The sequence below is a fragment of the Uliginosibacterium sp. sgz301328 genome, from assembly GCF_041807905.1.
GTDB lineage: Bacteria > Pseudomonadota > Gammaproteobacteria > Burkholderiales > Rhodocyclaceae > JBGVSA01.
In genome coordinates, this window is the sequence record NZ_JBGVSA010000008.1 from 67,396 (window position 1) to 87,441 (window position 20,046).

Sequence of the window (20,046 nt, forward strand, 5' to 3'; positions counted from 1 at the left end):
GGGCCATGATGGAACGGCGTGGTTTTCTTCAGCTCACAGGCGCCAGCCTTGCGTTTGGCATGCTTCCACGCGTCGTGAGTGCTGCAACGTCCTCTGGGGCGCGTACTTCCATCGATGGACGTCTGCTTGTACTGGTGGAGCTCAAGGGCGGCAACGACGGCCTCAATACGCTGATTCCGTATCGCGACCCTGCGTATTACACACTTCGGCCGCAGATCGGAATCAAGCCCGAAGGCATGATTCAGCTCGATGACAAGGTGGCCTTGCACCGCGCGCTCCAACCGCTCATGCCGAGCTGGGAAGAAGGGCGCCTGGCCGTCGTCCAGGGCGTGGGTTACCCGCAACCGAATCTGTCGCATTTTCGCTCCATAGAGATCTGGGATACCGCGTCACGCGCGGACCAGTACCTGCCATCCGGTTGGCTCACGCGTTTGTTCCGCGACAACCCCTTGCCCGCGCGCTACGCGGCGGATGCGATCGTGCTGGGCTCCGCCGATCTCGGGCCGGTTGCGGGTGGCGCGCGGGCGATCGCGCTGGACAATCCTGGCCAGTTCAACAAACAGGCGAAGCTCGTACAGGCCATGGCGGGACAGGGCGACAACGCGCTCGGCCATGTGCTGAAAGTCGAAAGCGACATCGCCACGGCGGCGCGCTCGCTGGGCATCGGCGGCAAGTTGTCGACTGAATTCCCTTCGCATAATTTCGGACGCCTGTGCCGCGTGGCGTGCGAAACCCTTGCTTCAGCCAGTGGCGTGGCCGTCGTGCGGCTGACGCTCGGCAGCTTCGACACACACCAGAATCAGCCTGGTACGCATGCCAGTTTGCTCGCGCAGCTGGCCGAAGGACTGGCAGCCCTGAAGGCAGGAATGATCGAACTCGGCCGGTGGGACGACACTCTTGTCGCAACGTATTCCGAGTTTGGGCGACGCCCCAAGGAAAACGCCAGCGGTGGCACGGATCACGGCACCGTCGCACCCCATTTCGTGCTTGGCGGGCGCGTGCACGGTGGTTTGCTGGGCCAGACGCCCGATCTATCGACGCTCGATGCTTCAGGCAACCTGCCATATCGGGTCGACTTCCGTCAGGTGTACGCGACGCTGCTGGAGCGCTGGTGGCAGGTGCCGGCGGCGCCGGTTCTCGGCGCAGGATTCTCGCCGCTCGAGTTCGTGTAGTAGGCTCGCCTCCTTGTCGGTGCGTCGCGCCGGCGATGCTCGTCCGGGTATGGAGCCGTCATGGCCGTCGAATCTCTCGCGCAGAACCCATTTCCTTCGTTGCGTGGTCGTCTGTTCGGCATTGCGTATCGCATGCTCGGAAGTCGTGCCGACGCCGACGATATCGTGCAGGAGGCGTGGTTGCGCTGGAACGATGCCGACCAGGCGAGCATTGCTTCGGCCGACGCCTGGCTCGTCACGGTGACGACACGCCTGTCGATCGACCGCCTGCGTCGCGCCCAGGCTGAACGGGAACACTACACCGGCCCGTGGTTGCCCGAGCCCATCATCGAGGCGACCGTGCCGCCCGCCGAGCATGCGCTCGAGCGGGCGTCCGACGTTTCCCTGGCCTTTCTCACGTTGCTGGAACGGTTGGCGCCGGAGGAGCGCGCCGCGTACCTGCTTCGCGAAGTGTTCGACTACGCCTTTTCCGAAGTGGCGGAGGTCGTCGGCAAGACTGAAGCGGCCTGCCGGAAAATGGTCAGCCGGGCGCGTACGCGGGTGCAGGCCGAGCGGCCGCGTTTTGATGTGTCGGCGGCAGCACATATGCGGCTGCTAGAGCGCTTCATGGTCGCCGCGCGCAGCGGGAAACTCGATGACCTGCGCGCGCTGTTCGCCGAAGACGCGCTCTTGCTGGCGGATGGCGGTGGCAGGGTGGAGTCGGTGTTGCGCCCCATTCGAGGTGCGGATCGCCTTGCACGCCTGTATCACGTCGTCGCACGGCGGCTGGGCGAGCGCGCAGAAATGCATATCGCGATCGTCAACGGCGAGCCGGGCATCGTGCGCACGCTGGACGGCCGAATCGATACCATCATCGCCGTCGTGACCGATGGCGAACGCATCACGGCGCTGTATTCGGTACGCAATCCGGAAAAACTGCGCGCCTGACTGTCACAAACCGCGCGGCTCATCCGTCTACCGGAGGAAGTCGGCATGTCGCCGGCTCTTATGGAGAGAACAGTCATGAGCCAATCCCCCCGTCTTCCCGTTTCCACACTTGCCGTGGAGTCGTACCGTGCTTTCAAGCAGGTCAATGACACGCTGGCCGAATCGCCCCTCGGCAGTCAGCTCATCGACCTGATCTTCCTGCGGGTTTCGCAGATCAACGGCTGTGCGTACTGCGTGGATCTTCATGCGCGGGATCTCGTACGCCAGGGCGAGGACATGCAGCGCCTCAACAGTCTGGTGACGTGGCAGGAGGTGGACTTTTACAGTCCCCGCGAGCGTGCAGCGCTGGCCTGGGCCGAGTCGCTCACGCATCTGCCCGAGCGCGGTGCGCCCGAAGCCCTGTTTCGGGCGCTGAAGGAACATTTCTCGGACAAGGAGATCGCGGATCTCACCGTCGCCGTGGCGCTGATGAATGCCTGGAATCGGCTTGGCGTCGGCATGCACCTGCCCGTCAAGCGCGCTGAACTGGCGAAGGGCTGAGCGGGGGGCGCTGTGCGGGCGAACCGTCGGGAATCGGTAGCCCGCGCAGGCGCAATTGCTCGTGGTAGAGCATCAGCGTGACCTCGGCGCCGAACAGCACGATGGTGGAAACGTAGTAGATCCACGCCAGCAGCACCGCCAGCGAGCCCGCCGCGCCAAAGGTCGAGCCGATGGCGCCCGCGCCCAGGTACAGACCCACGGCCCATTTGCCCAGCGTGAAGAGCAGGGCGGTCACGAATGCACCGCCCGCAAGCGTGCGCCATGACAGCCGCACGGGCGCCAGCAGACGGAACATGAGCGCGAATAAAGCGGTGAGGAAAGCCAGGGACAGCCCCGTTTCCAGTACCGTCGCCACACGCAGCCAGGAGCCGACCCAGCTCGTCAGATAGCGGCTCGCGGCGACGATCGCCGTGCTTGCCAGCAGCGACACGATAAGCAGGAAACCCACGCCGATCACGACGGCCAGCCCCCGCAGTCGCCCCATGACCAGCGAGAAGAACGCGTTGCGGTACTTTCGGCGCGCACTGAAGATGCGCTCGAAAGCGTAGTCCAGTTCCATGAACAGTCCGGTCGCGCCGATCAGCACGCCGCATATGCCGATCACCGAGGCCTTGAGACTGTTGCCCGAGATATAGCTGGCCTGGATCATCCGCTGGATGAGACTGGCGCCGTCGCTGCCGATCAGCCCGGCAAGTTCTTCGAGCACGCGTCCTTCGACGGCATCGCGGCCGAAAACCAGCCCCGAAATCGACAGCGCGATGACCAGAATCGGCGCGAGCGAAAAGATGGCGTAATACGCCAGCGCTGCGCCGATACTGGTGCAGCGATGCGTGGACCACGACCCGGCGGCGCGGTAGACGATGGTGGCTGCCGTTTTGACGTGCTTCATGTTGGCCTCACATGTGCTGACGCCGATCATGCTGGACGATCGGCTCGATAGCGTCCATCGGCGTTGTCCTACGCCTCCAGCGCCCCCACAATTGGAATATGAACTTCCTGGCGCATGTTTACCTCGCAGGCCCCGGCTGGGCCGATCGCCTCGGCGCCATGCTCGGCGACTTTGTCAAAGGGCCTCTGGCATCGTCGCAGGGCGTGCTGCCACAGCCGGTGATCGATGGCATTGCATTGCATCGGCATATCGACAGCTATCTCGATGCTTCGCCGGCATTCTCGCGCAGCCGCGCCCGGATGTCGCCGCAATTCCGGCGTGTGGCGGGCATTGCCATCGACGTGTTTTACGACCATTTTCTGGCCGCCAACTGGTCTGGTTTCAGTGACGAACCGCTGGAGTCTTACGCGCGCGACGTGTACGACCTGCTCGACGAGCATGCCGCGCTGTTGCCGCCACGGCTGGAGCGGTTGCGCCACGCCATGCGTGCGGACGACTGGCTGACGTCTTACCGCGACCGGGAGACGCCGGCGTTCGTGCTGGACCGCATGGCGCGGCGCCTGTCGCGTCCCGAGCTGCTGGACGGTGCCGGCGCGGAACTGATTGGTCATTACGGTGGCCTGGAGAAGGATTTCTTTGACGCCATGGCGGAGCTGGCGGTCGAAATCCCCGTCTGGCGGGCGCGCCGCGCAAGTGGTACCCCGACGGTCGGAAGTTAGTGTGGTGCAAGAGGCAATGGCTGTGCTCGTCAATCGCCCAAAAGGTGCGTAGTGCGCTGCACAATTCGCCAATTGTGGTCTAAGCTCCGAAACCGGAATAAGCACTTCCTCAAGAGAGAAGATGGATCAACCGATACCCTTCGGCGAAAAGCGCGTCATCGACGGACAAGAGCGCGTGCATTACTACGGCTATTGGGTCAAGACGTATGAGGCGCCTGCCGATTCGCTGGCAGCGAAGAAAAAACTCATCGAAGCGCTCACGCGCCGTTTGTTCAACCACGTCGAGCATGGCATCAACATTCCGGGCAGCCGCCTGACCGAGGCCCGCGAGGCCTACGAGTCCGAAGCAAATCCCGATATGAAGCGCGTCAAGGGCGCAATGCTTGCAGGGGCGCTGTTCAACCGTGCGGCAGACATCTTCACCAAACTGGTGGAGCTGCAGGCGGCGGGCGTCGAGATTGCCTCGGACAACGCGCTGATGCGCCAGTGCGGCGGCTGTCTGCAGGAAGCCCTGAATCTGGGCAGAACGGTGCTGCATCGCAGCGGCGAAGAAGGGATCGACGAACTATGGGGTGAGCCGTTCAAGGCGTTCTCGATCCCCATCGAATCGTTCTACGAAAGCCGCTACATCAAGATCGCGCAAGCCATGCGCGACATCGACAGCATCGCCGATGCCGTGGTCGCGAACTTCGCGCGCAACCCCAAGTTCGAGGGCGTCGGGCCGGTGGTCCGATCCTATGCCGAAGCTGCCCGCATCAAGTCCGAAACGTTGCGCACGGACGAACACATCTTCGATATCTGGGCCACCTTTGCCGTTGCTGGCGAGGCTCTGCGCAATTTTGAATACCACATCCCGGAATCACCCTCCGAGCTTGAGCTGCGCGAGGCCCAGCACGGGCGGCGCGTGCTGCGCAATGCGCAACACCTGATCAGTGATATCGCCCGCGCGCGCGTGCCCATGCCCAAGAGCACCGCAGAATTCCTGGAACGGGCAAATTTCTTCGGCCAGAGCTACGCGTGCCGCGCGCCTTCGGGCGACGCCGTGGCAGTCGAGTCAGGCTCGCAACTGGCCCGCGCCCACTGATCGACAGGGCCGGGCAGGACCGGCCTGTCTCAACTCTCGTTCTCGATCGGGCGCTGGCGACGCGCCAGTGCCCGCATGACGGCGTCCCACTGCCGGACGGCGTCCTCGCCGCACTCGGCGAAAACGTCCCGCAGCAGGCTCAACTGCGGGCCGGATAGTTCTTCCTCTGCCTTGCGACCGGCTTCGGTCAGCCCCAGCTGGCGCACTCGCCGATCATCGGTACTCGCTTCTGCGACCACCAGCCCAGCCTCGATGAGCGCCTTCAGCGGACCATGCAATGCCTGTTTCGACACGCCGAGCTTGTCGAGCAATTGATTGACCGCGATGCCCGGATTGCGTCCGATGAAGTGAAGCAGGCGATGATGGACGCGGCCCCATCCACGCCGTTCGAGCATGGCATCGGGGGCAGCGGTGAAGGCGCGGTAAGCGTAGTAGAACAACTCATGCCCATCGTCGGGCGCGGTTCTGTGCGTCATGCCGGCGTGTGTATAAAGGTCAAGTTTATTGACATTCTGCGGATGCCTTTTCATGATAGGTCATTGTTATTGACCAATCAGGAGCCCGCCATGTTTGCCCAGCGTATCGAACGACTCACATCTTCACTGGTGCGCGACATTCTGGCAGCAGCTTCGCGTCCTGGGATGATTTCTTTTGCGGGAGGACTGCCCGCCGATGAGGCGTTGTTTCGGCCGTCTGCCGAAATGCTGGCTTCGCTGGACGGTTGGCAGTACGGCCAGAGCGAGGGCGAGCCCATGCTGCGCGAGTTGATCGCCGCTCGCGGGCGTGCGCTTGGCCTGCGCTGCGAGGCTTCACAGGTGCTGGTGTTGTCGGGCTCGCAACAGGGCATCGACCTCGTGGCAAAGCTGTTCATCGATCCGGGTACGCCTGTGCTGGTTGAGTCGCCCGCCTATCTGGCCGCCTTGCAGGTGTTCCGGCTGTTCGGCGCCGATTACCTGCCGCTACCTGTGATGGGCGAGGGGGCTGAACTCGATCGGTTGCCGCAAATTCTGGCATGCGCCCGACTGGCCTATTTGACGCCGACTTTCCAGAATCCTTCCGGCTACTGCTACACCGAGGGGGAACGCGTTGCCATCGCGAGCGCGATCGACGCGGCCGGCACGCCCTTGTTCGAAGACGATCCTTACCGCGATCTTGCGTATGACGGCAAGGCGCCGCAGCCGATCTGCGCTCGGCTGAGCCGGGCACCGTGGATTTACCAGGGCTCGTTCTCGAAGGTCCTGGCGCCCGGGCTGCGGCTGGGGTATCTGATCGTGCATCCCGACCTGGTCTCACCGCTGACGCGCTTGAAGCAGGCAGCGGACCTTCATACCAACCGGATTGCGCAACAACTGGTCGCCCAGATGCTGGACGGCGGGCGTGTCGATGCTCATGTGGAAGGCGCCATGCCGCTCTATCGCGAGCGCCGCGCGGTGATGACCGATGCCTTGAGCACCGCTTTCGGCGATCGGCTCGAGTGGAGTCTGCCGGCAGGCGGGTTGTTCTTCTGGGTTCGGTTCGCCGAACCGCTCGATACGCGCGCCTTGATGCATCGCGCGCTCGAGCGTGGCGTGGCAGTGATGCCGGGTGACGCGTTCTTTACCGAGCGTCCCGATGCGGCCTATCTGCGGCTCAACTTCAGCCACGCCGGCCCGGACGGCATTCGTCAGGGCGTGGCACGGCTGAAGGAAGCGCTGGACGCTTAACTGGTGGTGTGAAGGTTGGAGCGGCGGCGGGCGTACAGGAAGTACACCGCCAGACCGATTGCGCTCCAGACCACGAAGCAGATCCAGGTAAGAGGGTCGAGCTGGATCATCAGGAAAATACACACCGCCATCGTCAGCACCGGGATGTAGGGCGAGCCGGGGCAGCGGAAGCCGCGCGGCAGGTCCGGGCGCGTACGGCGCAGGATCAGCACGGCCAGGGCGACCAGCGTGAAGGCCGCCAGCGTACCGATGTTGATCAGTTCGGCCAGGAAATCCAGCGGCAGAAGCGCTGCGATCAGGCCGAACACGATCCCGATGACCCAGGTATTGAAGAAGGGCGTGTTGTGCGTCGGATGGAGTTCCGACAGTTTCTTCGGCAGCAGGCCATCGCGCGACATGGCGAAGGTGATGCGCGTCTGGCCGTAGAGCATCACCAGGATCACCGTCGTCATACCCACCACAGCGCCCAACGTGATGAAGCCGCCCACCCAATGCTCGCCAGCCAGTTGCAGGGCCAGCGCGACGGGGTGGTCGATGCCTTCGGCAAAGCGTTGGTAGGGCAGAATCCCGGTCATCACCGCGGCGACCGCCACGTACAGCAGCGTGCAGATGGAAATCGATCCGAGCAGCCCGATCGGCAACGACCGCGCGGGGTTGCGTGCTTCTTCCGCCGCGTTGGTGACCGCGTCGAAGCCGAGGAATGCAAAGAACATCACCGCGCCGGCCTTGAAGATGCCTTGTGTCCCGTAGGGCGCGAAGGGCGTCCAGTTAGCGGTGTCGACGTGGCGGGCGCCCACCACGATCACGAGCACCACGACCACGACCTTGAGCGCGACCATGACATTGTTGAAGCGCGCCGACTCGCGGATGCCGAACGCCACCACCGACGTGATGATCATCATGATGATGAAAGCGGGCAGGTTGAACCAGGTGTCAACACCCGGGACGCTGCCGGGCGCCGCGGTCAGCGCAGCGGGCAGGTGCAGGCCGATGCCGGCCAGGAATGCCTGAACATAGCCCGACCAGCCTGCCGACACGGCTGAAGTTGCCAGACCGTATTCGAGCATCAAGTCCCAGCCGATGATCCACGCGGCAAGTTCGCCCATGGTGGCGTAGGTGTAGGTATAGATGGACCCCGCGGCAGGGATGGTTGAAGCAAATTCCGCATAGCACAGCGCGGCCAGGATACAGGCCACCGCGGCCAGAACGAACGACAGCATCAGCGCCGGGCCGGCAGTCAGCGCGCCCTTGCCGATCAGAACGAAAATGCCGGTGCCGATGACGGCGCCGATACCGAGAAGAGTCAGGTCCAGGGGGCCGAGCGCGCGTTTGAGCCCATGTTGGTTTTGTGACGCGCGGATGAGGTGATCTACGCTTTTTGTTCGAAATAGGCTCATGCCGGTGGTCCCGATGGGCGGTGGCGGAGCGACGCTCCGTTGATCGACCCGAAGTCAAAGTGGAAAAAAGAGTGCGGCGATAATGATCAACAGAACATGCATCCGTCCTTGATGCGGATCACTTTTTCCTATTGAAGTGGGACTATTCCGCAAGTCAATGCCAATTTACTGCCGTCTCGAAGATCAATTTCCCCAACAGCAGTATTGCCAGCACGAGGAACAGGCGCCGAATCCACTGGTTGCCGCCCTTGAATGCGAGGTGCGTGCCGACGAACGCACCGCACACCCCGGCGACAGCCATCGGAATGGCGAGCTCGTAGATGACGAGCCCGGCGGGAATGAAGAAAGACAGTGCCGCCAGATTGGTCGCCATGTTCACGACCTTTGCACTGGCTGACGCGCGCAGGAAATCGAAGTGAAAGACGCGCACGAACAGGAACATCAGGAAGCTGCCCGCGCCCGGCCCGAAGAAACCGTCATAGAAACCGATGCCGGCCCCGGCGACGACCCCCAGGATGATGTCCTTGCGCTGGATCGGGCGGCCGGTATCCGTTGCGCCCAGTTGGGGGCGCAGCCACGTGTAGGCCAGCATCACGATCAATAGCACGATGACCAGCGGCCGCACGAAATTCGCCGGCATCAGGTGTACCACGTGCGCTCCGGAGTACGAACCCACGAAAGCGGCGGCGCCCGTTATGCCGAGCAGTCGCCACGGGAGCTCGATGCGCCGCGCATATTGGCGCGCGGCGAACGCGTGGCCGACGATGGACGACAGCTTGTCGCTGCCGAGCAATGCCGCTGGCGTGGCTTGCGGCAAGGTCGCGAACAGCCCCGGAATCATGATCAGCCCCCCACCTCCCACCGCCGCATTGATGAGGCCCGAACAGAAGGCCAGGGGCAGGATGATGAGCAACTCGGTCGAAGTCATTGGGGGTGTGTCGAGGCGTGTGCGGCGAGGGGCGCAATAGTACCGTACCGCGCAGGCTTCTGTATCGGTAAAGGCGTGATGGCAAGCAGCGCGCCATCCGAGCGTCGCACACGGAGGGTCAGGCTAGAGCAGGGGTTCGATATCGCGTGCGATGTCTTCGGGCTTGGTCATTGGCGCGTAGCGGTCGATTACACGGCCATCGCGTCCTACCAGGAATTTGGTGAAGTTCCACTTGATGCCTTCGCTGCCCAGCACGCCCTTGGCATGTTCTTTCAAAAAGCGGAAGAGCGGATGCGCCGTCGGACCATTGACGTCGACCTTGGCGAACATGGGGAAACTGACCTGGAACCGGGTGGAGCAAAAGGCCGCTATCTGCGCTTCATTGCCGGGCTCCTGGGTGCCAAATTGATTGCACGGAAAGCCAAGCACCACCAAGCCTTGCTCTGCGTATTTGCGGTACAGCGATTCCAGTCCTGCATATTGCGGCGTGAATCCGCATTCGCTGGCGGTATTCACGATGAGCAAAACCTTGCCGGCGTATTCGGCAAGGCGGGTTTCGCGGCCATCGATGGTCAGCGCTGAAAAATCATAGAGAGAGGCAGCCATGGAGTCTCTTGGGGGGCGTCGCTGTTCTTATGGATGTGGTAGGCCGGCGCGCGTTGCACCGGCCTCCGAGTCTGGCTTACTTGCTGGCGTCCGACACGCACTTCTTGACGAAGCTGCTCTTCGCGGCGCCGGCCAGTTTCTTGTCGGCGGCCTGCGCATCGCATGAGGCACTGGCGGTGGCGACCTTGGCATCCGCTTCGCACTTCTTCACGAAGCTGTTCTTGGCGGCGCCCGCCAACTTCTTCGCGGCGGCCTTGTCCTCGCACGACGAGGGCGCGGCGGCCTTGGCATCGGCTTCGCACTTCTTCAGGAAGCTGGTCTTGGCGGCTCCGGAGAGCTTTTTCTCGGCTGCTGCCGCATCGCAAGCGGCATCCGCCCACGCAAGATTGACGGCAAATACGGTGGAGAGAATGGCGATTGTCACTTTACGCATGGCTTTGTACTCCTTCTGAACGTGAGGTTTGCCCAATGACCCCCGGGCGCCGTGATTCTAGCCCGGCGAGTGTCGCCGCAATATGTGTGGGTACCCGTCATTTGACGAGCGCCTATTCTTCGGCGCCACGGGCCACCGGCCGGCTCGGATCGCTGACCCATTCGCTCCACGAGCCTGGGTACAGCGCGGCGCCTGGCAGTCCGGCGATTTCCAGTGCGAGCAGGTTGTGGCAGGCGGTGATGCCCGACCCACATTGGGCGACCACGCTCGCGGCTTCTTCACCGTCGAAGATCTGTTCCCATTCGCGGTGAAGGACGGCGGCCGGCTTGAAGCGATCGTCGGCCAGGTTGTCGCGAAAGAAGCGATTGCGGGCACCGGGAATATGCCCGCCCACGGGATCGATGGTCTCGTTCTCGCCCCGGAAGCGATCTGCCGCGCGCGCATCGACGATCAGTCTGTCGCCATTGCGCACACTCGCCAGGACCTGCTCGGCGTCGACTTGTCGCGTCAGCGGCGCCCGAATGGTGAAATGCCCCGGGGCGCGAGGGGCTGGCGCGCGGGCGTCGGTTGGCAGCCCGGCGGCAATCCACGCCGGCCAGCCTCCATCCAGCACAGCGACGCGGTCATGCCCGAGCCAGCGCAGCATCCACCACAGGCGGGCGGCGAACATGCCGCCACTGGCGTCGTAGGCAATGACCTGCGAGTTGTCGCTCACGCCGAGCGAGGCGATCCGCGCGGCGAATTCGCGCCGATCCGGCAGCGGGTGGCGACCGTTCTTGCCTGTCTTGGCAGCGGAGAGGTCGCTATCCGTGTGCAGGAAGAGGGCGCCCGGAATGTGCCCCGCGCCGTAGGCCGCCGGACCTGCGTCGGGGTTGGCCAGGTCGTGCCGGACGTCGAAAACGATCCAGTCGGGTGAGGCCAGTCCTTGCGACAGAGTGTGGGGGTCGATCAGCGTTCGATAGAAGGTCATGGTGCGCTCGCGGGAATGAACTGATGGCAGTCTAGTACCGCGCGGCGGGCGCGGGGATGCTCCACAGCGGCAACCGTCGCGCATCTTGAAAGGTGTGGCGCAACGCGCTATTATCGCGGGCTCACCTTGCTCTACCGGTACGCATGCCGGGGGGCTTATTAACCGCAAGGAGTGTTCATGCGCCATTACGAAATCGTATTCATCGTCCACCCGGACCAGAGCGAGCAAGTGCCCGCCATGATCGAGCGTTACAAGACTCTCGTGACGTCCAATGGTGGGCAGATCCATCGTCTGGAAGACTGGGGTCGCCGTCAATTGGCCTACCCGATCCAGAAGATCCACAAGGCTCACTACGTGCTGATGAACATCGAAGTCGGCAGCGAAACGCTGGCCGAACTCGAGCACGCATTCAAGTTCAACGACGCTGTTCTGCGTCACCTCACCATTCAGATGAAGAAGGCCGTCACGGCTCCTTCGCCGATGATGAAGGAAGAAAAGTCGCGTTCGCTGACCGCGCCGGCTGCCGCTGAAGAAGCGAAGCCCGCCGAACAAGCTGCTGCGGCCGAGTAAGTTTTAACGGACTGATGAGCGAGGGCTCTGGCCACAACACCGTTCGCATCACCGGCAAGCTGCTCGAAAAAGACGCGCTTCGCCTGACGCCCGCAAGGGTGCCCATCGTCGGATTGCGCATAGAGCATGCGTCCCGGCAGATCGAGGCAGGGATCGAACGAGACGTGCGCTGCGAACTCGAAGTCCGGGCGATAGGCCCGGAGGCTCATCGGATCAATGCAGTGCCACTGGGAACGTGGCTGGCAATCGAAGGATTCCTCGCCGCCAAGAGTGTGCGAAGCCGTTACCCAGTACTGCACATCAGAACATTTGAATTGCTGGAAGGAACGAATCATGGCCTTTAGACCGGGCAACAAGAAGAAGGACGATCGTGGTGGCAACCGTGGTCTGTTCAAGCGTCGCAAGTTCTGCCGCTTCTCGGCAGAAAAGATCGAAGAGATCGATTACAAGGACATCGACATCCTGAAGGATTTCGTGACCGAAAACGGCAAGATCATGCCGGCCCGCATCACCGGCACCAAGGCGCACTACCAGCGCCAACTGTCGACCGCCATCAAGCGCGCTCGCTTCCTGGCCCTGATGCCCTACACCGACCTGCACCAATAAGTCGGGGAGAATCGACAAATGCAAATCATTCTGCTGGAAAAGGTTGTCAACCTGGGTAACTTGGGCGATGTGGTCCGCGTCAAGGACGGCTACGCTCGTAACTTCCTGATCCCGAAGGGCAAGGCCCGTCGCGCAACGACGGCGAGCATCGCCGAATTCGAAGCCAAGCGCGCTGAACTCGAACGCGTTGCCGGCGATAAGCTGGTCGCCGCTCAAGCCGAAGGCGCCAAGATGGACGGCCTGATGGTTCAAATCACCACCAAGGCTGGCGTCGATGGCCGTCTGTTCGGTTCCGTGACCAACGCTGACATCGCTGAAGCGGTGAACGCCCAAGGTTTCGCGATTCAGAAGGCTGCCGTCCGCATGCCGGAAGGCCCGATCAAGACGATCGGCGATTCCGTCGTCCAGATCGCGCTGCACACCGACGTGATCGTGAACGTGACGGTTTCGGTTCTCGGCGAACACTGAGATCCGGTCCGCACGGACCCGCGAAAAAGGGCTGCGCGAGCAGCCCTTTTTTTGTCGACCGCGGCGCGTGCCCGCTCGCTTGCAGTAGCGGGGCGCGCAGGCGGTAGTTCGGTGCACGCTGGGGCTTACGCGCCGGTACAATCGCGTGTCACTCCCGTGTCAATCGCCTGTCTTTCCGAAAGTCGCAACGTCCATGGCTCAGAACCGTGGTGGGCAATTCGCCCCCATTCCAGATCCGCAACTCGCGGCGCTCAAGCTGCCCCCGCACTCCATCGAGGCGGAACAATCGCTTATCGGCGGCCTGCTGCTCGACAACTCGGCCTGGGACAGCGTTGGCGATCTCGTGGCGGTATCGGATTTCTATCGCGACGAGCACCGACGCATCTTCCAGCACATCGCCAAGCTGATCGAGGCCGGCAAGCCTGCCGACGTGGTGACCGTCTACGAATCGCTCGACAAGAGCGATGATGCACAGCACGTTGGTGGCTTGGCCTATTTGGGCGAGATCGCCAACAGCACACCGTCGGCCGCCAACATCCGTCGCTATGCGGAAATCATCCGCGAGCGCGCCATCCTGCGCAAACTGGTGACGGTGGGCGACGAGGTTGCCGCCAGTGCACTGACGCCGAGCGGTCGCGACGCCAGCATCATTCTCGACGAAGCTGAGGCCAAGATCCTCGCCATTCGCGACGAAGGTGAGCGCCAGAACACGGGCTTCATCGCCATTCAGCCGGTGCTGGGGCAGGTGGTGGATCGTATTCAGGAGTTGTACGACCGGGACAATCCGGCCGCCATTACGGGCGTGCCCACGGGCCTGATCGACCTCGATGCGATGACCTCCGGCCTGCAGCCGACGGACATGATCGTCATCGCGGGACGCCCCGGCATGGGCAAGACGAGCTTCGCACTCAACGTTGCCGAGGCGGTGGCGCTGGATGCCAAGCTACCGGTCGCGATTTTTTCGATGGAAATGCCGGCCACCCAGCTTGCCATGCGTTTCATCTCGTCGGTCGGGCGCCTGGATCAGCACAAACTGCGCACCGGCAAACTCAATGACGACGAATGGCAGAAGCTGACCTATTCGCTGGGGCAGTTGCATGAATCCTCGATCTACATCGACGAAACGCCCGGCCTGAATCCGACGCTGCTGCGTGCCCGCGCCCGTCGCCTGCATCGCCAGTGTGGCGGCAAGCTCGGCCTGATCGTCATCGATTACCTGCAACTGATGGTGGGCTCGGTCGCGGCCGACAACCGCTCCGCGGAACTCTCGGAAATCTCGCGCTCCATCAAATCGCTCGCCAAGGAGCTGAAAGTGCCGATTTTCGCGCTCTCGCAGCTCAACCGCAGCCTGGAGCAGCGCCCCAACAAGCGCCCGGTGATGTCCGATCTGCGTGAATCGGGCGCCATCGAGCAGGACGCCGACATGATCATGTTCGTCTACCGCGACGAAATCTATAACCCGGACACGCAGGACAAAGGCATGGCCGAACTGATTATCGGCAAGCACCGCAATGGCCCGACGGGCACCGTGCGAATGACCTTCCTGGGGGAGTACACGCGCTTCGAGAACTACGCCGCAGGCAGTGGCGCGGGTTACTGATCGTACGTTTTGCGCTACCAGAATGAAGAAGGCCACCGAGTGTTCCGGTGGCCTTTTTTCGCTTGGTCGAATGAAGGATCAGGGCATGGCGACATGCCAGGTGTTGCCGGCCATGCCTTCGCCGGTCTTGTCGCCCGGCGCCTTGTCCTTGACCCAGGTGTACAGCGGCTTGCCCTTGTAAGCCCACTGCTTGCTGCCGTCGTCGCGCGTGACGATCGTCCATTCGCCCATCGGCTTGGCCTCGGTGCTCGCCATGAGCGGGGGCCAGTTGGTGGCGCACTGACCGTTGCAGACGCTCTTGCCGGGGGCCGCGGCATCCTTGTCGTACGTATAGAGTGTCATCCCCTTGGCGTCGACGAGCGTCCCGTCCTTGTTCATGGCCGGGTCGGCGGCGATGGCGGCTGTGCTCACGAGCAGGCCGACGATGGTGCTGCACAGGGTGATCTTGTTCATATGTACCTCTCCTGGTGGTTGGACAGCACTCCGTGAACGCGCAGCCGGCGCGGAATATTCCGTCCCGATCGAATTCGCACCCGATGGGCGCGGTGCGCCCCTTCAATGTAGAAAAAACAACGCCGGCTTGCGGGCCGGCGTTGTGTCGTCAATGAGTCGCGTGCGGTGTCAGCGCGTGGCGGTTTGGGTCGGAGACTGTGCCAGGAGCGGGCTCTTGGTGTACGTCCAGTTCTTTTCCCAGGCGGTCCGTACGAGGTTGGGGTATTCGGGGCGGCCCAGGCTGCCGTTGTAGCGACCCAATGCGCGGTAAAGGTCTCCCTTTTCGATGTCGAGGTAGTGGCGCAGGATCGTGCAGCCATAGCGCAGGCTGGTGCGCAGGTGGAACAGGTTCTGGTCAGCGGTGCCGATCTGGCGCACCCAGAACGGCATGACTTGCATGTATCCACGCGCACCCGCCGAAGAGACGGCGTACTTGCGGAAATTGCTCTCCACCTGGATCAGCCCGAGCACCAATTGCGGATCGAGTCCGGCGCGCGTCGCCTCATAGTGGACGGTCTTGAGGAAATCGACGCGCTCGCGTGCGTCGGGCATCTTGCGGGCCAAGCGGGCCGACATGTCGTTGAGCCAACGATCGCGCTCGGCGGGCGAGGCGAAGACCGGTTCGGGTGCGGCGGTATCGCTGATGGCACGATGCAGCATCGCCTGGACGCTGGCCGCGAGCGCCTCTTCGCGCTGCGCGCCGGCGTGCGATGCCGTCGGCGCCATGAGCGCGGTGAAGAGTGTTGCGGTGGCGAATCGTCGCGTAAGGCGATGCGTCATCAGAAATGTCAGGCGAACTTGGATTTGACGAAAGCGCCGATTTCGGCAACCGGAAGTTTAGTCGCTTCGGTATCACGGCGTCCTTGGTATTCTGCAACACCTTCGTTCAAACCCCGGTCGCCGATCACCACCCGGTGCGGTACGCCGATCAGCTCCCAGTCCGCGAACATCACACCAGGACGCTCGTCGCGGTCGTCCAGAATCACATCGATGCCCGCTGCCAGCAGGTCTTCATAGAGTTTGGTGGCTGTTTCACGCACGGCTTCGGAACGGCTCCAGCCGAGCGGGGCGATGACGACTTCGAACGGCGCAATGGCGGTGGGCCAGAGGATGCCGCGTGCGTCATTGTCCTGCTCGATGGCCGCGCCCATGATGCGCGTCACGCCAATGCCGTAGCAGCCCATTTCAAAGTGCTTGGGCTTGCCGTCCTCGTCCAGGAATGTGGCGTTCATGGCCTTGGAGTATTTGGTGCCCAGATAGAACACATGGCCGACTTCGATGCCGCGCTCGATGGCGAGGCGGCCCTTGCCGTCGGGAGACGGATCGCCTTCGACGACGTTGCGAATGTCAGCGATGGCATCGGGTTCGGGCAAATCGCGGCCCCAATTCACCCCGGCGATGTGGAAATCGGGCTCGTTCGCGCCGGTGATGAAATCACTCATGCGTGCGACGGTACGGTCGGCGATCACCTTGACGGGCTTCTTCAGGCCGATCGGACCGAGATAGCCGGGCTTGCAGCCGAAGTGATCGACGATTTCCGCTTCGGTCGCGAAACGGAAGCCGCCCTTGAGACCTTCGACCTTGCCGGCTTTCACTTCGTTGAGATCGTGATCGCCGCGGACCAGCAGCAGCCATACGGTGGTCTTGACGATGGCGCCGGATTCGTCGGTTTCGTCCGTGGCGAGCACCAGTGACTTCACTGTATTCGACAGTTCCGTGCCGAGGAGCGTGGCGACGTCCTGACAGGTGCTCTTGCCCGGCGTGGGCACCTTTTGCATCGCTTGTGCAGGGGCAGCGCGTTCTGCGACCAGCGGCAGCGCTTCGGCCAGCTCGATGTTGGCGGCGTAGTCGGAGTCGGGGCAATAGATGATCGCATCTTCGCCGGTTTCGGCGATCACCTGGAATTCATGCGAGCGATCGCCGCCGATGGCGCCGGTGTCGGCCGCCACTGCGCGATAGGTCAGCCCAAGGCGATCGAAAATCTTGCAGTAGGCGGCATACATGCCGTCATAGCTGCGGCCGGCCGCTTCGGCGTTGCGGTCGAAGGAGTAGGCGTCCTTCATGGTGAATTCGCGGCCGCGCATCACCCCGAAACGCGGACGGCGCTCGTCGCGGAACTTGGTCTGGATCTGGTACAGATTGCGCGGCAGGGCGCGATAGCTCCTGAACTCCTGGCGCGCGATATCGGTTACGACTTCTTCCGAGGTCGGCTGGATGACGAAATCGCGATCGTGGCGGTCCTTCAGGCGCAGCAGCTCGGGCCCCATCTTGGAGAAGCGGCCGGTCTCTTGCCACAGCTCGGCGGGCTGGACCACCGGCATGGTCAGTTCGACGGCGCCAGCGCGATTCATTTCGTCGCGGATGATGTTCTCGATCTTGCGGATCACGCGCAGGCCCATCGGCATGTAGGTGTAGATACCGGCCGAGAGCTTCTTGATGAGACCGGCGCGCATCATCAGCTTGTGACTGACAATTTCCGCGTCCGAAGGGGCTTCCTTGAGAGTCGAAATGAAGAATTTGCTCGCGCGCATGGGAACGAAGACGGGATTAGGCGAAAGGGCGACATTGTAACGTCCGCGTGGCGGCGCGCCAAAAAGCTTGGCGCAATGCCGCACGAAAATGCTTCGTTGCCCGAAAGTGGCGGCTGATCGGACCCGTCCCCGGTTTCTTTGCCGCATCACTTATGGAAGAATCCGACCTAACACATGCATTTTTAGGTGATTCTCATGCTCGACAGGGACGGCTATCGGCCCAATGTCGGCATCGTCATCGTCAACGCACGCAACGAGGTTTTCTGGGGCAAGCGAATCCGCGAACATTCCTGGCAGTTCCCGCAAGGTGGCATCAAACAGGGCGAAAGCCCCGAGCAGGCCATGTTCCGGGAGCTTCACGAAGAAGTCGGTTTGCGACCCGAGCACGTCAAGGTGCTCGGCCGGACTCGTGGCTGGTTGCGTTACGACGTGCCGAAGCGCTGGATCAAGCGCGAGTGGCGTAACACGTATCGTGGACAAAAGCAGATCTGGTATTTGCTGCGTCTTGTCGGGCGGGATTGCGACGTCAGCCTGCGCGCGTCCGGCCATCCGGAATTCGATGCCTGGAGATGGGCCGGTTTCTGGGTGCCGCTCGAAGGCGTGATCGACTTCAAGCGCGGCGTCTATCGTGCCGCCCTCAATGAACTGGGCGGCATTCTGTTCGACGGCGATCTGCGTGGCCGGCCTTCCAGTTATGGACTGGAGTCGCACCCGGAAAAGGCGCCGCTCCCTCGCAAGGTGTCCCACGAATGATCTTCGACCGCGCAATCATTGAGTTCGATCGGGCGTTGCGCACATTGGCCGCCCCCGCTCGCAGCACGCGGGGCACGCCTGGCGCTGATCTGCCGGAGGCCTCGCTCTCCGAAGACGACAAGCGCCACGTGGCGGCGCTCATGCGTATCAATCATGTCGGCGAGATCTGTGCGCAAGCGCTCTACCAAGGGCAGGCCCTGACCAGCCGCGATCCGGCACTGCGCGAATCTCTCGAGCACGCCGCGCACGAAGAGACCGAGCATCTGGCGTGGACGGCGAGCCGCATCAGCGAACTGGGCGGGCGCACGAGCCTGCTCAATCCCTTGTGGTACGCGGGTTCGCTTGCGTTGGGCGTGGCGGCGGGTGTCGCAGGTGACAAGTGGAACCTCGGCTTTCTGGCTGAAACCGAACGCCAGGTCGAATCGCACCTGAAAGAGCATCTCGACCAATTGCCGCTCGGCGATGGTCGCTCGCGCGCGATCCTCGACCAGATGAAGGTTGATGAAGCCGAGCACGCGGCGACGGCGGTGCGGCTCGGGGCGGCCGAATTGCCGGCTCCGATCAAGGGGGCGATGCGCGCCATGTCGCAGGTGATGAAGAAGACCGCGTACTACGTCTGATCGACGGATGTGCGAGTCGGTAGGTCGAAATCGAAGACGGCGGCCCGAGGGTCGCCGTTTTTTTGTGTGTTCAGTGAAGAGTGGTTGGCATGTCCAGCACGATGCGCGGGATGGTATAGATCATCGTCAGCTCTTTGCCGACCAGTGCCAGCGTGCCGCGTCGCCGATTGTTGCCGGTGTCCGAAAACTCGAAATCATAGGTGCGCTTGATGCGCAGTTGCCCTTCGTCGTTGCGTGCCAGGCGTAGCTTGCTGACGGCAACGGTGTCGTCCAGCAACTGCAGACCGTCGGCGTCGCAGGCGCGACGGCCTTCGCGCAGGGCGACTTCACGCGCAGACAAGGTATCGATCCAGAACCAGCCGAGTGCGCCGATCAGGACAAGAGCGACGATTTCCATGTGAGCAAGTCCGCGCGCGTCGCCACGACGCGCACCATGCAGATCAGGCGGCGCCTGTTTCGACGATTTCGAAGTCGTGCGTGATTTCGGCCGTCTTGCCCAGCATGATCGACGCCGAGCAGTACTTGTCGGCAGACAGCGCGATGGCGCGTTCGACGGCTTCGCGCTTGAGATTACGGCCGCTCACGACGTAGTGATAGTGGATCTTGGTGAAGACCTTCGGATCGGCCTCCGCACGCTCCGACGTGAGCTTTACTTCACAGCCTTCGATGGCATGGCGGCCGCGCTTGAGGATCAGTACCACGTCGAAGGCGGTACAACCGCCCGCGCCGGCCAGCAGCATTTCCATTGGACGCGGCGCGTGATTCTTGCCGCCGAGGTCGGCGGAGCCTTCCATGACCACCGCGTGGCCGCTGCCCGTTTCAGCGACGAACTTGCCGTCGCCCGCCCATTTCACGCTGCATTCCATGCTGTCGTTCCACTCTGTTGGGGAAGAAACTGCGAGTGTAGCAAGCGCCTCACTCCCGGCCTATCTGCAAAAGTAATGGTAGCCATAACCATCGCCGTACCCATAGATGGTGACCGGAGCGCCAAAAACAATGGCGGCCGCAGCCGCCATTGCCGTCATCCCGTGGATGCTG

General features: G+C 62.7%; 25 protein-coding genes. 13 read left to right on the forward strand and 12 right to left on the reverse strand.

What is annotated here, in order from left to right; all coding sequences use genetic code 11:
- The first annotated feature begins 5 nt into the window (after nucleotides 1-5).
- The 3 genes from ACDA63_RS08060 to ACDA63_RS08070 all read left to right on the forward strand — a co-directional run bounded on the left by ACDA63_RS08060 (nucleotide 6) and on the right by ACDA63_RS08070 (nucleotide 2,639).
- Nucleotides 6-1,172, forward strand: a complete 1,167-nt coding sequence (locus ACDA63_RS08060) for a DUF1501 domain-containing protein (protein WP_373662706.1) — start codon at nucleotides 6-8, stop codon at nucleotides 1,170-1,172.
- 60 nt (nucleotides 1,173-1,232) lie between these two features.
- The gene (locus ACDA63_RS08065; RefSeq protein ID WP_373662707.1) at nucleotides 1,233-2,099 is read left to right on the forward strand and encodes an RNA polymerase sigma-70 factor; all 867 of its coding nucleotides are present in this window, start codon (nucleotides 1,233-1,235) and stop codon (nucleotides 2,097-2,099) included.
- Nucleotides 2,100-2,174: 75 nt separating this feature from the next.
- The gene (locus tag ACDA63_RS08070; protein ID WP_373662708.1) at nucleotides 2,175-2,639 is read left to right on the forward strand and encodes a carboxymuconolactone decarboxylase family protein; all 465 of its coding nucleotides are present in this window, start codon (nucleotides 2,175-2,177) and stop codon (nucleotides 2,637-2,639) included.
- Here ACDA63_RS08070 and ACDA63_RS08075 read toward each other — a convergent pair.
- Nucleotides 2,611-3,528, reverse strand: coding sequence for a YihY/virulence factor BrkB family protein (locus tag ACDA63_RS08075; RefSeq protein WP_373662709.1), 918 nt, complete (start codon nucleotides 3,526-3,528; stop codon nucleotides 2,611-2,613). The two genes, ACDA63_RS08070 and ACDA63_RS08075, sit on opposite strands and share 29 nt — an antisense overlap.
- Nucleotides 3,529-3,626: 98 nt before the next feature.
- Here ACDA63_RS08075 and ACDA63_RS08080 point away from each other — a divergent pair, with 98 nt between their 5' ends.
- Together ACDA63_RS08080 and ACDA63_RS08085 are read left to right on the forward strand one after the other, a co-directional pair.
- Entirely contained in the window at nucleotides 3,627-4,247 is a 621-nt protein-coding gene (locus ACDA63_RS08080; protein WP_373662710.1) for an ACP phosphodiesterase, read from the forward strand.
- 121 nt (nucleotides 4,248-4,368) lie between these two features.
- Nucleotides 4,369-5,331 carry a hypothetical protein gene (locus tag ACDA63_RS08085; protein ID WP_373662711.1) on the forward strand — a complete coding sequence of 321 codons (963 nt, stop codon included), beginning with the start codon at nucleotides 4,369-4,371 and terminating at the stop codon, nucleotides 5,329-5,331.
- 29 nt (nucleotides 5,332-5,360) lie between these two features.
- On the opposite strand, the gene ACDA63_RS08090 is transcribed toward ACDA63_RS08085, so the two are convergent.
- Entirely contained in the window at nucleotides 5,361-5,807 is a 447-nt protein-coding gene (locus ACDA63_RS08090) for a MarR family winged helix-turn-helix transcriptional regulator (RefSeq protein ID WP_373662712.1), read from the reverse strand.
- On the opposite strand from ACDA63_RS08090, the gene ACDA63_RS08095 reads away from it, so the two are divergent.
- Nucleotides 5,775-7,034: a PLP-dependent aminotransferase family protein gene (locus tag ACDA63_RS08095; RefSeq protein ID WP_373662713.1), complete on the forward strand. Its 1,260-nt coding sequence runs from the start codon at nucleotides 5,775-5,777 to the stop codon at nucleotides 7,032-7,034. The two genes, ACDA63_RS08090 and ACDA63_RS08095, sit on opposite strands and share 33 nt — an antisense overlap.
- Here ACDA63_RS08095 and ACDA63_RS08100 read toward each other — a convergent pair.
- The 5 genes from ACDA63_RS08100 to ACDA63_RS08120 all read right to left on the reverse strand — a co-directional run bounded on the left by ACDA63_RS08100 (nucleotide 7,031) and on the right by ACDA63_RS08120 (nucleotide 11,368).
- Nucleotides 7,031-8,431, reverse strand: coding sequence for an amino acid permease (locus ACDA63_RS08100; RefSeq protein WP_373662714.1), 1,401 nt, complete (start codon nucleotides 8,429-8,431; stop codon nucleotides 7,031-7,033). The two genes, ACDA63_RS08095 and ACDA63_RS08100, sit on opposite strands and share 4 nt — an antisense overlap.
- 154 nt (nucleotides 8,432-8,585) lie before the next feature.
- Nucleotides 8,586-9,359 (reverse strand): sulfite exporter TauE/SafE family protein, encoded by a 774-nt coding sequence (locus ACDA63_RS08105; protein ID WP_373662715.1) that lies wholly within the window; start codon nucleotides 9,357-9,359, stop codon nucleotides 8,586-8,588.
- Between the two features lie 123 nt (nucleotides 9,360-9,482).
- Nucleotides 9,483-9,965, reverse strand: a complete 483-nt coding sequence (locus ACDA63_RS08110) for a glutathione peroxidase (RefSeq protein WP_373662716.1) — start codon at nucleotides 9,963-9,965, stop codon at nucleotides 9,483-9,485.
- A gap of 76 nt (nucleotides 9,966-10,041) precedes the next feature.
- Nucleotides 10,042-10,398 carry a hypothetical protein gene (locus ACDA63_RS08115; protein WP_373662717.1) on the reverse strand — a complete coding sequence of 119 codons (357 nt, stop codon included), beginning with the start codon at nucleotides 10,396-10,398 and terminating at the stop codon, nucleotides 10,042-10,044.
- Nucleotides 10,399-10,510: 112 nt separating this feature from the next.
- Nucleotides 10,511-11,368, reverse strand: a complete 858-nt coding sequence (locus tag ACDA63_RS08120) for a sulfurtransferase (protein WP_373662718.1) — start codon at nucleotides 11,366-11,368, stop codon at nucleotides 10,511-10,513.
- A gap of 177 nt (nucleotides 11,369-11,545) precedes the next feature.
- On the opposite strand from ACDA63_RS08120, the gene rpsF reads away from it, so the two are divergent.
- The 5 genes from rpsF to dnaB all read left to right on the forward strand — a co-directional run bounded on the left by rpsF (nucleotide 11,546) and on the right by dnaB (nucleotide 14,612).
- Nucleotides 11,546-11,938: a 30S ribosomal protein S6 gene (gene rpsF / locus ACDA63_RS08125; RefSeq protein ID WP_373662719.1), complete on the forward strand. Its 393-nt coding sequence runs from the start codon at nucleotides 11,546-11,548 to the stop codon at nucleotides 11,936-11,938.
- A gap of 14 nt (nucleotides 11,939-11,952) precedes the next feature.
- Nucleotides 11,953-12,282, forward strand: coding sequence for a primosomal replication protein N (gene priB / locus ACDA63_RS08130; RefSeq protein WP_373662720.1), 330 nt, complete (start codon nucleotides 11,953-11,955; stop codon nucleotides 12,280-12,282).
- Complete coding sequence (gene rpsR, locus ACDA63_RS08135) at nucleotides 12,272-12,544, forward strand: 30S ribosomal protein S18 (protein WP_373662721.1); 273 nt, start codon at nucleotides 12,272-12,274, stop codon at nucleotides 12,542-12,544. Before priB ends, rpsR begins: the two co-directional genes overlap by 11 nt.
- Before the next feature lie 18 nt (nucleotides 12,545-12,562).
- Nucleotides 12,563-13,012 (forward strand): 50S ribosomal protein L9, encoded by a 450-nt coding sequence (gene rplI / locus ACDA63_RS08140; RefSeq protein WP_373662722.1) that lies wholly within the window; start codon nucleotides 12,563-12,565, stop codon nucleotides 13,010-13,012.
- Nucleotides 13,013-13,205: 193 nt separating this feature from the next.
- Nucleotides 13,206-14,612, forward strand: a complete 1,407-nt coding sequence (gene dnaB, locus ACDA63_RS08145; RefSeq protein ID WP_373662723.1) for a replicative DNA helicase — start codon at nucleotides 13,206-13,208, stop codon at nucleotides 14,610-14,612.
- Nucleotides 14,613-14,690: 78 nt separating this feature from the next.
- Here dnaB and ACDA63_RS08150 read toward each other — a convergent pair whose 3' ends face one another.
- The 3 genes from ACDA63_RS08150 to ACDA63_RS08160 form a co-directional block, all read right to left on the reverse strand.
- Complete coding sequence (locus ACDA63_RS08150; protein ID WP_373662724.1) at nucleotides 14,691-15,065, reverse strand: hypothetical protein; 375 nt, start codon at nucleotides 15,063-15,065, stop codon at nucleotides 14,691-14,693.
- Nucleotides 15,066-15,233: 168 nt separating this feature from the next.
- Entirely contained in the window at nucleotides 15,234-15,884 is a 651-nt protein-coding gene (locus ACDA63_RS08155) for a lytic transglycosylase domain-containing protein (protein ID WP_373662725.1), read from the reverse strand.
- Nucleotides 15,885-15,892: 8 nt separating this feature from the next.
- Entirely contained in the window at nucleotides 15,893-17,635 is a 1,743-nt protein-coding gene (locus ACDA63_RS08160) for a proline--tRNA ligase (protein ID WP_373662726.1), read from the reverse strand.
- Between the two features lie 195 nt (nucleotides 17,636-17,830).
- Here ACDA63_RS08160 and ACDA63_RS08165 point away from each other — a divergent pair, with 195 nt between their 5' ends.
- A complete protein-coding gene (locus tag ACDA63_RS08165) occupies nucleotides 17,831-18,388 on the forward strand; it encodes an RNA pyrophosphohydrolase (RefSeq protein ID WP_373662727.1) in 558 nt (185 codons plus the stop codon).
- On the forward strand, nucleotides 18,388-19,008 hold the full coding sequence (coq7, locus tag ACDA63_RS08170; protein ID WP_373662785.1) for a 2-polyprenyl-3-methyl-6-methoxy-1,4-benzoquinone monooxygenase: 621 nt from the start codon (nucleotides 18,388-18,390) through the stop codon (nucleotides 19,006-19,008). Before ACDA63_RS08165 ends, coq7 begins: the two co-directional genes overlap by 1 nt.
- A gap of 70 nt (nucleotides 19,009-19,078) precedes the next feature.
- On the opposite strand, the gene ACDA63_RS08175 is transcribed toward coq7, so the two are convergent.
- Together ACDA63_RS08175 and ACDA63_RS08180 are read right to left on the reverse strand one after the other, a co-directional pair.
- On the reverse strand, nucleotides 19,079-19,405 hold the full coding sequence (locus ACDA63_RS08175; protein WP_373662728.1) for a DUF3301 domain-containing protein: 327 nt from the start codon (nucleotides 19,403-19,405) through the stop codon (nucleotides 19,079-19,081).
- A 43-nt stretch (nucleotides 19,406-19,448) separates the two neighbouring features.
- The gene (locus ACDA63_RS08180; RefSeq protein WP_373662729.1) at nucleotides 19,449-19,874 is read right to left on the reverse strand and encodes an OsmC family protein; all 426 of its coding nucleotides are present in this window, start codon (nucleotides 19,872-19,874) and stop codon (nucleotides 19,449-19,451) included.
- Between the last annotated feature and the right edge of the window lie 172 nt (nucleotides 19,875-20,046).